Origin of the sequence: Paenibacillus shunpengii, assembly GCF_042684905.1 — a bacterium.
Taxonomy (GTDB): Bacteria; Bacillota; Bacilli; order Paenibacillales; family Paenibacillaceae; genus Paenibacillus; species Paenibacillus shunpengii.
In genome coordinates this window covers 561,759-575,147 of the sequence record NZ_JBHUMJ010000011.1, presented here as the reverse complement: position 1 = coordinate 575,147, position 13,389 = coordinate 561,759, and the positions used below count along the sequence as shown (strand labels likewise).

The 13,389-nt window shown below is 48.6% G+C and carries 11 protein-coding genes; 10 read left to right on the top strand and 1 reads right to left on the bottom strand.

Going from position 1 to position 13,389, the window contains the following annotated elements; all coding sequences use genetic code 11:
- From dnaB to ACFSVM_RS24575, 9 genes are all read left to right on the top strand, one after another.
- A complete protein-coding gene (gene dnaB / locus ACFSVM_RS24615; RefSeq protein WP_047912587.1) occupies positions 1–1,362 on the top strand; it encodes a replicative DNA helicase in 1,362 nt (453 codons plus the stop codon).
- Positions 1,363–1,783: 421 nt separating this feature from the next.
- Positions 1,784–3,070 carry an adenylosuccinate synthase gene (locus ACFSVM_RS24610; RefSeq protein WP_047912588.1) on the top strand — a complete coding sequence of 429 codons (1,287 nt, stop codon included), beginning with the start codon at positions 1,784–1,786 and terminating at the stop codon, positions 3,068–3,070.
- Between the two features lie 287 nt (positions 3,071–3,357).
- A complete protein-coding gene (locus ACFSVM_RS24605) occupies positions 3,358–4,125 on the top strand; it encodes a hypothetical protein (protein WP_090725029.1) in 768 nt (255 codons plus the stop codon).
- A 303-nt stretch (positions 4,126–4,428) separates the two neighbouring features.
- Positions 4,429–5,907 (top strand): M23 family metallopeptidase, encoded by a 1,479-nt coding sequence (locus tag ACFSVM_RS24600; RefSeq protein ID WP_076314166.1) that lies wholly within the window; start codon positions 4,429–4,431, stop codon positions 5,905–5,907.
- 165 nt (positions 5,908–6,072) lie between these two features.
- On the top strand, positions 6,073–6,798 hold the full coding sequence (yycF, locus tag ACFSVM_RS24595) for a response regulator YycF (protein ID WP_076314167.1): 726 nt from the start codon (positions 6,073–6,075) through the stop codon (positions 6,796–6,798).
- A complete protein-coding gene (walK, locus tag ACFSVM_RS24590) occupies positions 6,799–8,622 on the top strand; it encodes a cell wall metabolism sensor histidine kinase WalK (protein WP_076314168.1) in 1,824 nt (607 codons plus the stop codon).
- A complete protein-coding gene (locus ACFSVM_RS24585; RefSeq protein ID WP_379265111.1) occupies positions 8,623–9,903 on the top strand; it encodes a YycH family regulatory protein in 1,281 nt (426 codons plus the stop codon).
- A gap of 60 nt (positions 9,904–9,963) precedes the next feature.
- Positions 9,964–10,704 carry a two-component system regulatory protein YycI gene (gene yycI, locus ACFSVM_RS24580; RefSeq protein ID WP_379265109.1) on the top strand — a complete coding sequence of 247 codons (741 nt, stop codon included), beginning with the start codon at positions 9,964–9,966 and terminating at the stop codon, positions 10,702–10,704.
- A gap of 13 nt (positions 10,705–10,717) precedes the next feature.
- The gene (locus ACFSVM_RS24575) at positions 10,718–11,524 is read left to right on the top strand and encodes an MBL fold metallo-hydrolase (RefSeq protein WP_076314171.1); all 807 of its coding nucleotides are present in this window, start codon (positions 10,718–10,720) and stop codon (positions 11,522–11,524) included.
- Here the strand turns inward: ACFSVM_RS24575 and ACFSVM_RS24570 are convergent.
- Positions 11,493–11,699 carry a hypothetical protein gene (locus ACFSVM_RS24570; protein ID WP_076314172.1) on the bottom strand — a complete coding sequence of 69 codons (207 nt, stop codon included), beginning with the start codon at positions 11,697–11,699 and terminating at the stop codon, positions 11,493–11,495. The genes ACFSVM_RS24575 and ACFSVM_RS24570 overlap by 32 nt on opposite strands.
- Positions 11,700–12,073: 374 nt before the next feature.
- On the opposite strand from ACFSVM_RS24570, the gene ACFSVM_RS24565 reads away from it, so the two are divergent.
- The gene (locus ACFSVM_RS24565) at positions 12,074–13,315 is read left to right on the top strand and encodes a S1C family serine protease (RefSeq protein WP_379265106.1); all 1,242 of its coding nucleotides are present in this window, start codon (positions 12,074–12,076) and stop codon (positions 13,313–13,315) included.
- The last annotated feature ends 74 nt before the right edge of the window (positions 13,316–13,389 follow it).

The window sequence follows — 13,389 nt, the reverse complement described above, 5'->3', positions numbered from 1 at the left end:
ATGGGCGGCGAGATTTATTTTGATCGTGTTCCGCCGCAAAACCTGGAAGCCGAGCAAGCGGTTCTAGGTGCAATTCTTATTCAATCGGAAGCACTCATTACCTCTATGGAGCGGGTGACAACCGATGATTTCTATGACAAGCCCCATCAGCTGATCTACGAAGCGATGATTGAGCTTGGAGAAGGCAATCAGCCCATTGATCTCATTACACTGACCTCACTCTTGCAGGACAAAGGGCAGTTAGATGAGATTGGCGGGGTAACCTATTTGGCCAAGCTGGCACATGCGGTGCCGACCGCTGCTAATGTTGATTATTATGCACAGATCATCGAGGAAAAATCGATGCTGCGCAGACTCATTCGTACAGCGACGCAGATCGTAAGCGAAGGATATGCCGGCGGGGAAGACGTATCCGGCATGCTCAGCGATGCAGAGCGTCGCATTCTGGAGATCTCCAACCGCCGCTCAAGCAGTGGGTTTATCGCCATCCGAGATGTCGTTATGGAGGTCTTCGAGAAGGTAGAGTCACTGTATCAGAACAAGGGGAATACGACAGGAATCCCTTCGGGCTTCGTTGATCTGGACAAGATGACGAGCGGATTCCAGCGGAATGACCTGATCATTGTGGCTGCCCGTCCTTCCGTAGGGAAGACGGCATTTGCCCTGAACATTGCCCAGAACGTAGCGGTTAGAGCGAACGAGACCGTAGCGATCTTCAGTCTTGAGATGTCCGCCGCACAGCTGGTACAGCGTATGATCTGTGCGGAAGCCAATCTCGATGCAGGCGTAATGCGGAACGGGGAGTTCAAGAGTGATGACGACTGGTCCAAGCTGACCATGGGCATCGCTGCTTTGTCAGAAGCCGAAATTTATATTGATGATACACCAGGAATTACCGTGGCTGATATTCGTGCTAAATGCCGCCGTCTGAAGAAGGAAAAAGGGCTCGGGATGATCGTCATCGACTACCTGCAGCTGATTCAGGGACGAGGCAAGGCTGGGGAGAACCGGCAGCAGGAAGTATCAGAAATCTCCCGTACCCTTAAGCAGATTGCACGGGAGCTGGATGTGCCGGTCATTGCTCTGTCCCAGCTCAGCCGGGGTGTCGAGCAGCGCCAAGATAAACGGCCGATGATGAGTGACCTTCGGGAATCCGGTTCCATTGAGCAGGATGCCGATATTGTAGCCTTCTTATACCGCGACGATTACTACAATCAGGAGACGGAGAAGAAGAATATCATCGAGATTATTATAGCCAAGCAGCGTAATGGTCCGGTGGGCACTGTCGAGCTGGTCTTCTTGAAGAACTTCAATAAATTCGTTAATTATGAACGCGTGCATTCGGATGCCTTTGCCGGGTGACGACGCATTCTTACCTATTAAACTATCAATCCACTTCTCGTGTGCTGATTGCACCGTGGGGAGTGGATTTTATCATTTTAAGCGGAGTTGTCCAGCAAATCCCGAACGATAAATTTTACTTATAATTTAATGTTCGCTTTTTTATTTGACTTTGATAGGAGTGACTGGTACACTTGAATTGCTGCTTTTTGAGGTAAACCTTACAGCAACAGTCATTTCCTGAGGGGAATGGCGATTAAGGTAGGGCTTTTTGCCGTGATATGAGGGCGGTTCGTAATCTTGTGAAAATCTAGGACATTCGAATGTCTGCGAGAGCTGCAGTCATGAAGTGGCTGCGATATAGAAATCGTTAATTAATGTATATTTAAGTTCAAGTGTTAAGAAAATAAGGAGTGCAAAAGACACTCACGGGGGAATGAACATGTCAACAGTAGTCGTTGTGGGTACACAATGGGGAGACGAAGGCAAAGGCAAAATTACAGATTATCTTGCGGAAAGCGCCGATGTGGTGGCACGGTACCAGGGTGGTAACAATGCCGGTCATACCATTCTGATTGACGGTAAGAAATACAAGCTCAGCTTGATTCCATCCGGTGTTTTTTATGAGGATAAGAAGTGTGTGATCGGGAACGGTATGGTTGTCAATCCAGCCGCTCTATTGGAAGAGATCAATTATATTCATGAGAACGGCTTCTCCACGAAGAATCTGGTCATCAGTGACCGTGCTCATGTCATTATGCCATATCATATGGTGCTGGATGCACTTGAGGAAGATCGCAAGGGTCCTAATAAGATCGGAACGACACGTAAGGGAATCGGCCCTGCGTATATGGATAAAGCAGCCCGTAACGGTATCCGTATTGCTGACCTGATGGATGCTGAGGAATTCGAATTGAAGCTTCGCCATATGGTGAAGGAGAAGAATCAAGTGATCGAGCAAGTGTACGGTGCAGAGGCGCTGGATGTAGAAGAGATTTTGCAACAGTATCTGGAGTATGCGGAACTTATTCGTCCATATGTAACGGATACTTCCGTTGTTCTTAACGATGCGATTGATGAAGACAAGAAGGTGCTCTTCGAGGGTGCACAAGGGGTTATGCTGGATATCGACCAAGGTACTTATCCGTATGTAACGTCCTCCAACCCATCGGCTGGCGGTGTATGTATCGGTTCCGGAGTCGGCCCGTCGAAGATCAGTCAAGTTATCGGGGTAGCGAAATCCTACACAACACGTGTCGGAGATGGACCATTCCCTACAGAGCTGAATAACGAAGTAGGAGACTATATTCGCGAGAAAGGTCATGAGTATGGTACCGTAACTGGACGTGCTCGCCGGGTGGGCTGGTTTGATACGGTAGTGGTTCGTCATGCTAGACGTGTCAGCGGTATTACCGGGCTGTCTCTGAATTCTCTTGATGTACTTACAGGTCTGGATACCGTTAAGATTTGCGTCGGATACAAGTATCGCGGTGAGTTCATTACTCATTATCCGGCAAGCCTCAAAATGCTGGCAGAATGTGAAGCTGTATATGAAGAAATGCCAGGCTGGAGCGAGGACATTACCGGAGCGAAGACACTCGAAGATCTGCCAGAAACGACTCGCAATTATGTGAATCGTGTATCGGAGTTGACAGGTATTCCAATCGCGATCTTCTCCGTTGGCCGTAATCGTGAGCAGACGAATCAAGTACTGCCAATCTACGTTTAATCTATAGACAACTAAAGGTTTACTTCATATCTAGATCCAGAATCCCCATCCCTTCTTGTATAGAAAGGATGGGGGTTTTTGGTATGCTTTCCTGAATTAGCGTTAGTACTGCTGTGAAAATATGAAAATTCGAAGGATAGAATAGAGAGAAATACGTCAATACTGAGGCTATAGCCTTCTTCGGGATGAATCAGACAACGTAAAATTAACGATTGACTGAAGCATCCAGCTCATCTGCTAGATTAGGCGGCGAAGAGGGGAGATAGATAGGAGGAGGCGTAAACATAATGAAATGGCTAAAATGGACGGGGCAGCTCCTGCTGACCGTCATCCTGGTGAGCACTCTGACTCTGCTGACAACAGGACTAATTGTGCAATCTTATATTTCATCACTGCTGGCCAGCTTCAATATCACGTGGGAAGGCGCGCCGAACAATCTTGCTGCGGTGTTTCAAGGTGCGATGGGTATGAATCAGACATCAGACACTTCCGAAAGCACAGAGCCTAATTCGGATACAGCTTCTGTTGGCAGTATGAGCCCAGATCCATCCCAAAATGGAATGGATGGCAAAGCAGATTCTGATGCTAGTGCAGGCGATGAACCGAGTCAAACAGACGGGACGGATACAAGTCAGGCTGATCCGAACAATCCCGAATTAAACAGTGAGGAAGAAGGGAGCAGCGAAACAGACAGTGAAGTTGCTGATGGAGGGGAATCAACAGGCAGTCCATCAGGAAGCTCGTCTGAGACTCCTGAGACCCCTTCCTCAAGCACAACAGAAGAAGGGGCCGAGGCAGGTACAGCTGAACCGGATGACCAGATGGTCATGACACCAGAAGACATTACAGATCAGAAGGACTCCATCTCCACCGAGGATAAGACAGCGGTATTCGAGCTGCTCATGAATAAGATTCCTGCCGATGAAATGCAGAAGATCTCTAGTACGATGGAAGGCGGTTTGACAGAGACAGAGCTGCAGAACATGGAGCAAGTGATTGCAAAATATTTAACAGAGGAAGAATATAATGAGCTGATGGCCGTATTGACACCTTAAAGGAAAGTTCAGGAAACCCGCGCTTTGCGCGGGTTTTTGGTATGTTTTGGTGAGTTGATCTAGGACTTCCGGCTGTGGTAAAGTAAACAAGTAAGCAAAAGGTTAAATTTTTGATACTATTTAGCAACCTTTTATTCATATATCTAAGTAATCAAAGCGATAAGTGAGGACTGAACGTTCGATCAAATCATACATATCGTTTACCGCTTGGATTGAAACTACGAATAAAAAGGCTCATAAGTGATGTAATGGAGTGCAATAATATAGCTTGAACTTTTAAAGGGCAGAGAAAAGGAGAAAATCATGAGCAGTATGAAAGACAACATGAAGAGCTCTGACAACTCGTTACCGAAAAAGGAGTTATCTAAGCCACGGAAATGGCTTCTTGTAACGGCAGCAGGATTATTTGTTACCATGTCAGCAGGCTTTGCGAGTGAAACGTATGTAACTGCAAATACGATCCCTTATTACAATGTTTATGTTAAGGGAGAGCATATCGGAGCAGTCAAAAGTGAAAATGAGCTATCGAAGCTGTATGAGAGTAAAATAGAACAGCTTCAGCAGCAATATCCCGATGCTCTTATGCAGCTGGACATCAGCGACGTTGAGCTAAAGGAAGAGCAGGCATACAAGCCTGAGATCGACAGCGAAGCCACACTCAATAAGCTGAACGGGTTACTGACCGGTTATGCGGAAGGTGTTAAGCTTAAGATTGATGGCAAGACGATAGGGATTGTAAAAGACCAGAAGACAGCGGATCAAGTCATCCAGAATGTTAAAAATAAATATATTACAGCTGAAGAAAAAGCAGCTGAGTCCGCTTCTAAGATCAGAACAGTAGCTGCGCTATCTTCCGATAGTTCACAAGCTCCTGAAGGGGAGCAGGTCAGCCTGGAATCCGTCGAGCTTGAAGAGCAGGTCGTGCTTAGTGAAGTGAAGACCGATCCGAGCAAGGTCCTCTCCAGTGACGAGGCGATTGAACGACTGACGGAGGGACAAGAGCAGAAGACGGTGTACGTGGTGAAGGAGGGGGATACCCTGAGTTATATCGCCCAGCATCACAACACAACGATCGCTGCTCTCAAGCAGCTGAATCCTGAACTAGAAGAAGACAGTCTTCGGATCGGGGAAGAGCTGACGCTTGTAATTCCAAAACCACCGCTTACGGTAACGACGGTCGAGAACGTAGTCGAAGAGATCGAGACGGAACCACAGGTAGAGATCCGTCAAACAGACGAACTCGAGTCAGGTGTTACCAAGGTCGTACGGGAAGGACAAACCGGGCTCAAGCAGGTCGAGTATCGGATTACTAAAGAAAATGGCGAATTGGTAAAAGAAGAATGGCTCGGTCAGGAAGTTATAGAGGCTTCAGTATCTAAAGTCGTTCTCCAAGGGACCAAGGTGACGGGTGAAGGCAGCGGCATCTTCAAGTGGCCAGTAGTCAACGCAACGATCACCAGCGGCTTCGGCGAACGCTGGGGCAAGCAGCACAAAGGCATTGATCTCGTGGGTAACAGATCCATTACCGCTTCTGACGAAGGAGTTGTAACCTTTGCAGGACAGCAAAGCGGCTATGGTAACGTCATTATCATTAATCATCGTAATGGATATGAGACGGTGTATGGTCATCTGGACAGCATTGGAGTCAAAGAAGGACAGATTGTTGATCAAGGCCAAAACATTGGAATTATGGGGAATACGGGACGCTCCACAGGTACACATCTTCACTTTGAAATCAAGAAGAATAGTGTAGCGCAAAATCCTATGAAATATCTCCCTTAAAATAGGAAAGCATGATCTGTATAGACACAGATCATGCTTTTTTGATGAGCAGAGGAAAGAGCCCTTTTCACCTAGTGAAGTTGCCAGTTTAGGTATGTTAGAATGAGAATACGATTATAAAAAAGGCAGTTATAGAAGACGCAAAATCAAAGGTGGGGCGAACGGATGCAGGGAAAGATTCTAGTGGTCGATGATGAACAGCCGATTGCAGATATCCTGAAATTTAATTTAGAGAAAGAAGGATACGAGGTTATCTGTGCATTTGATGGCATTCAAGCAGTTGAGCTCGCTCTATCCGAAAGACCGGATTTAATCTTGCTTGATCTGATGCTCCCTGGCAAGGATGGAATGGATGTATGCCGGGAGGTGCGGGCTCAGCTGGAAACCCGGATTATTATGCTCACAGCAAAGGACTCCGAGATTGATAAAGTGCTCGGGCTTGAGCTGGGAGCAGACGACTACGTGACGAAGCCGTTCAGCACACGCGAACTGCTCGCAAGAGTCAAGGCACAGATGCGAAGACAGCAGAAGTCAGAGACAGCAGCGGAGCCTCCGCAGACAGAGGAAGAGGCACAGGGTCTGAAGCTGCACGATCTTTATTTTGATACAGATATGTATACAGCCTACAGAAATGGACAGGCTCTTGATCTTACACATCGAGAGTATGAGCTGCTCTATTATATGGCCAAGAACGCAGGCAAGGTCATGACAAGAGAGCATTTGCTTCAGGCGGTATGGGGATTTGAATACTTTGGCGATGTCCGCACAGTCGATGTGACGGTCCGAAGGCTGCGGGAGAAGATTGAAGAGAATCCGAGCAAACCGGAAACGATTGTTACCCGCCGAGGACTGGGGTACTTGATTCGGGGATCGAAGAACGGAGTCTTGTAGATGAAATGGACCTCTTATTTCCGCACAGTGCAGGCGAAGCTGATCATTGTATATGTGCTGCTTATTCTGGTGGCGATGCAGCTGATCGGGGTTTATTTTGTCAGTGCGATGAAGACTTCACTCACGAGCAATTTCACAGAGGATTTGCATGCGCGAGCTGAAATGCTGTCTGTTCTGGTTGCTGAAGCGCTGGTTACAGGTGACAGTGAGGGAGAAGAGGATAGCACAGAGAATCTGGGCACGCTCGTCAACAATCTCTTTAACATCAACGGAGCCGAGATTCAGGTTCTGGATGCAAGCGGACGGGTATTAACAACGACGCTCAGCTCACATAACGATTATATCGGACGCAAGAACACGCAGACGGTGGTAAGCCGTGCATTGCAAGGAATCCGCGACAACGAAGAAAACATAATTGACGAAGATAATGTCCGCAAAAAAGTCGTGGCCAAGCCCGTTTCCTCTGGGGGCAAAATCGTAGGTGCTGTGTATATCGCGGCATCGATGAATGAGCTGTATACGACAATGGAGCGGATTAATAACATATTTATCTCCGGGGTGCTGATTGCACTTGGACTGACCGCTGTACTGGGCGTCATTCTATCCCATACCATCACAGCCCCTATCAAGGAGCTTACACGCAAGGCCAACGCCGTGGCAGAAGGGGATTTCAGCACCAAGATGCCTGTGCTCGGCAAGGATGAGATCGGGCAGCTCAGCAGCACCTTTAACTATATGACGAGCCAGCTCAGAACGGCACTGTCTGAGAATGAAGAGGAGAAGGACAAGCTGTCTTCTATTCTGGCAAATATGAGTGACGGCGTAATCGCTACCGATGAGCTCGGCCGGATCATTCTGGTCAATAAACGGGCCAGCATGATGCTGGGCCGGGATGAAGCTGCGATGAGCGGCAGGCATTTTGCAGTCGTACTCGGGCTTGAGGTTGAAGAAGCAGAGACGATGCTGAGCGGAATTACCGCGTCAACACTGCTTCAAATCCAGCCATCTGGTCAGAACGATTCGGTGGTGATTCGGGTTACCTTCACACCGGTGCAGCGGCGCGATCAAGAACGAACAGGGGCCATTATCGTGCTGCAGGATGTTACCGAGCAGGAGGAGCTGGAGGCATCCCGGCGAGAATTCGTGGCCAACGTGTCTCATGAGCTGCGTACACCGCTGACGACGATTAAGAGCTACGCAGAAGCGCTGGATGATGGAGCCATTGAAGATCCGGAGCTCGGAGGACGATTTGTTGGGGTTATTCAAAATGAAACCGAGCGTATGATTCGGCTTGTCACGGACCTGCTTCATTTATCCCGGCTTGATTCCAATGAAGCACCGCTGCGGAAGCAGCCGACCGTGATCATGGATGTGCTGGATGAGGTAGCCGACCGGTTCTCCTTCCAAATGCAGCAGAAGTATATGAATGTGGCGGTTATCGTGGACCAGGATGTGCCGGAGGTGCCGCTGGACCGGGATCAGATCGACCAGCTGCTGGATAACCTGGTATCCAATGCGCTGAAGTACTCGCATGAGGGCGGCAGCGTTACTTTATCCGCGACTCATATGGGAGATACGGTCGCTATATCCGTGGAAGATACCGGAATCGGCATACCGAAGAAGGATATTGACCGTATTTTTGAACGATTTTATCGGGTTGAGAAGGGGAGATCGCGCAGTATGGGTGGAACGGGTCTTGGACTATCTATTGCACGCGAGATCGTCAAAGCCCATGGGGGAGATATTGAGCTGGAATCGGAGCTGGGCAGAGGGACGAAGGTCACCTTTACACTTCCGCTGGAGCAAGAAGGGAGTGAGCTGTAGATGAAGGAAAGATTCAAGACGATCGTGCTCGCAATCTTGATCACCGCAAGCTTGTTTCAGAGCTATTTTCTCATCTACCGGCTGCCAGGCAGTTATTCGGTTGTTACGAGCGATTCCAATTATATCAAGACGGAGAATATGGGTCAGGAGCAGCGAATCGAGAATCTGATCTTCCCTGATCACATGGTTATTCATATGGGTGAAGACCGGCACACACTTTTCTACCCGGAATCAACCTTCTATCAGCTGATTTATTCGCGCCTTGCCGGGCGCAGCTTCGGAGAATTTCAGAGACAGAGTGTGAGCTCGGAGAACTGGAATGAGCTGAAGAAAGAGAATCTGGGAATTGAGCTGTCGTTCGAAGGCGGGATGCCGGTGGCACTGCTGCAAAGAGTGATGCAGCTCAGCAGTGATCCATTATTTGAAGCTGAAACAATCAATAAGATCTGGATATATACAGATAGTGATGACAAGGCACGTGCCTTGTTCTTTAGTTCACAGGGCGACGTGGTGTACGAAGCTGCCGATGTGGATCTTACAGTTCAGGATATTAAGCAGCATGTCGACTTCGGGGCAGGCTGGACTCCCTACAAGCTGACTAGTGGAGGATATTATCTTCCTGAAGAAGCACTGGAGATGGTTAAGGCCGAGCTGGGGACCCAGCAGTACACGGTGGAGCAGATGCAGCGAAGCCTGTTCTTCGATCCCAGCATGACACGGAACATCCAGGAGAAGGATGGATCAGAAATCTATACGGACAGCAAGCGTAGTCTTCAGGTGAATTTCAATCAGCGCTGGGTCAGCTATAATGACCCGGCAGCCGTACAGGCGAGCGAGGGTGATCGGACAAAGGATACTCTTGCGGCGATTGATTTTGTTAATCAGCATGGGGGATTTAATGGCACGTACCAGATGCAAATTGACTCAGATGGAGACAGCACGGAGGTCCATCTACTCCCCTATTACGAGAGTTATCCGGTGCTCGATTTGCCGGAGTATGGATATGAGCATATGCGTCTCGAGGTTCAGAAGGAGCTCGTATCCACATATGAGCGTTCACTGCTGTATCTTAATGAAGCTGAGGAGCTCGGCAAGGAGATGGTGCAGCTTCCTTATGGGGACGAGCTGGCTGAACAGATCAAGGCGGCAGCAGGCGAACAGCAAGTTATCAAGCTGAATCCGGCTTATCAGCCGGTCGTATCAGAGGCTGGAATGAAGCTGGTTCCCGTATGGGAAATCACGCTGGCCAGCGGTCAAGTGAGTACGATTCCATCTTCTTGATGTGCTTCCACTACCCTGGACTTGTGCTGTCAAAGGTCTATAATGAAATGAGGTGAGGAAATGGATTGGGGCCGTGCTAAGAATGTGTTAATCTATGCTTTTTTACTGCTGAATCTGGTACTCGGATATCAGCTCTGGATGGATGCGCGGGAATCTGCGGGCTCAAGTCTGGACTTCACCTCGCTGGGAGAGAGCACACAGCGGCTCATGGAAGAGAAGGGAATCGAGATTCTCGCTCCCATTCCAAGTGAAACACCTGCCATGCCCAAGCTCACCTATCGGTATGTGAATGGAAGCAAGGCAGCAAAGCCGATTCAGCTGGAAGAGCCGATCGACAGCAAGCTGATCTTCTCTGAGCAGGAGATGGAAGCCGCACTGCAGCCATTTATTCCGAACATTGCGGAATATAAGCTCGATCCACTGGCCAATCCAGACGTGCTGGATCGTTTCATCCTGCATCCGCTGGCTGAACAGAAATGGCCGTTGTTTCATGTGGACCTGGCACTGTATTATTCCAATCAAAAAATAACGGCTTATGAGCTGTCACCGATTGAAATGTCGACATTTGAAGAAGAACAACAGGTGCTTCCGGCTTCGAAGGCGCTTGGCACATTGGTTGAATTATTCTTGCCCGATGAAGCCGTCGTTCAGGATATTGAGCTCGGATATTATGGGGAGGAGTTCAACTCGGACAGCCAGGTCGCAGCCCCTGCATGGCGATTCGTGCTCGAGAGCGGGCAGCAGTATTATGTGCAGGGCATCAGCGGAGAGGTTATTAGTCCGAAGTCAGATAAACCGTAAGGAGTTTTAAGCTATGGGGATCGCTTTTACCGTATTGTCGAGCGGTTCGACAGGCAATGCGACTGTCGTGCGTAATGAGGATACTGCTTTATTAATAGATGCTGGCCTGAGTGCCAAACGAATAGATGAGCTGCTGCTTGAACGGGACATGCTTGGGTCTCAGCTGGATGGAATCTTGGTAACGCATGAGCATTCCGACCACATTCGAGGACTAGGCGCAGTGGCACGTAAATATAATTTACCGATCTATGCAAACACGAATACCTGGAAGGCGATGCACAAGGCGCTTGGCAAAATTCCAGAGGAGAACATCAGGATCATGGAGAGCGGAGAGGTCCGTGAGTTTGAGTCACTGCGTGTGGAATCTTTCGGGATCTCTCATGATGCAGCCGAGCCGGTGGGTTATTCATTTTATGATGGCAAGGAGAAGCTGAGTGTAGCCACCGATCTCGGTTATATGAGCGACAAGGTTAGACTTGCCATATCGGATGCAGATGTGCTCGTGCTCGAATCCAATCACGACATTGACATGCTTCGGATGGGACGGTACCCGTGGAATACGAAGCGCCGTATCATGAGTGATCTGGGACACTTGTCTAACGAAGCGGCAGGTGCGGCACTTAGTGAGCTGCTGAACGGCCGAACCAAACGAGCGTATTTAGCACATTTGAGCCGGGACCATAATATGATGGAGCTGGCGAAGTTGACCGTTCGCGGTGCGATGGAGGACCGGGGCTGCTTCTACAAGGACAGTGAATTTCAGCTGTGCGAGACGTATTATGACCGGCCTACACCGTGGGATAAGGTGGGCTCTCCATAAAGCTGTCGAGCTCGGCTGCTTTTTTCTCCACCTCTTCACGGGTCAGAATATTCTTCTCGACGAGCAGCTCGATGATTACACTGAGGGCGAGGGTATTGCGATAATGCTCTTCCTTCAGATCAGCCAGCTTGGCTGCCATTTGGATCTCTTCCATTGCAGAGTAGACACGATTCATGTGTAGACCTCCTTCTATTAATCTCTTTAATTCGGCTTGTATTCTATTGTAGTCAGGAGAGCATAGAATCATTCCTGTTTTTTCCTCTGTAACGAAATATAGAGCCGTGGTATGCTAAAAAGGCTGTTTGAATTGAACGAAAGACTGCTTGAATCTTCAAATTTTTGGTGAAATTAAGGTATATGTCTTATTGTTCGTTCTAGACGGGTCGTTGTGCTGGAAAAAGTTCCTAGAAACTTTTTGTGCAACGGAGGTGTCTAATATAGTAGTGTCTTGATTCATACATTTGATGATTTGATATATAACCATGTAACAAGTGTTAAGGCGAGAAGAACAGGTCTTGATGCGTAGTGATACGAAGGGGAGAGGATTTAATGGGTTTGTTTGATGACGAATTTTATTCCACCAAAGTATCGAAACGGGCCGGAAAATCGATAGGGCGGGTAAGATTCAGCCGTAAGAAATTCTGGCCAAAAACAGTAAGTACATCAGGGTCCTCCTCTCTTTCCATGCTTCAAGTTGCCATTATTAGCTCGGTGATTAGTGCGGTTGTATCTGTTGGTCTATTCGCTCTCGTTGCGATGCCGGGGGATGCTCAGACGGCCTTCTCCGGTACTTCACTTAGAACAGCGCAAGGTGATCCGTATGAACGCATTATTACTGCCGGTGACAAGGTAAGGCCTGCTGTTGTCAGTATTGTCAGCCATCGTGAGATCGACGGCTCCCGCATAGAGGATGCAGCTCTGGGATCAGGAGTCATCTTTAAGATTGAAGGCGATACCGCCTATATCATGACCAATCATCATGTTGTGGACAGTGGAGATAATCTGGAGGCTGTTACTGTGGATGGGGTATCCAAGGAGGCACAGCTCATCGGCAAGGATCGCATCAGCGATGTAGCCGTCCTGTCCATTGACAGTAAAGGCATCAATACAACGGTTGAAATCGGTGATTCGAAGCAGATTCGCCGGGGAGAAACCGTGCTTGCGATCGGTAATCCGCTGGGTCTTGGTGGTACGATGACTTCGGGGATTGTGAGCTATACGAACCGAATGATCCCTGTATCGATTAACCAGGACGGAGTATATGATTGGGAGCAGAATGTCATTCAGACCGATGCTGCAATCAATGAAGGTAACAGCGGTGGAGCGCTGATCAACATGCAGGGTGAGCTGATCGGGATCAATACGATGAAGATTGCAGACATGGGGGTTGAAGGCCTTGGCTTTGCGATTCCGACAGAAGATGTGATGAAGATTGTGACCGATCTGATGGAGGATGGCCAAGTATCAAGACCCTTCCTCGGTGTGTACACAATTGATCTGTCGAGCTCCTATGCACCGCTTGACGAGGAGCAGCGCAAGGAGCTGAAGCTGCCTGATTCGGTAGAGGAAGGCGCTCTTGTACTGGAGTCATCCGGACCAGCGGGCGAAGCAGGACTTAAGCTGAATGATGTCATCGTTGAATTTGACGGAGAGCCGATCCAATCGACGATGGATGTGCGAAAGTATCTGTATGATAAGAAGAAGATCGGGGATGAGATGGTCATCTCTTATTACCGGGATGGGAAGCTGCAGGAAGCAACGGTGAAGCTGACCGATAAGCCGGTGGAATGATAGTGGAATGAGTGGTGAGAGTAGAAGCTTAGACAGCTGGCTCCTCACATTTTGCTGAAGTCCGACATGATGAT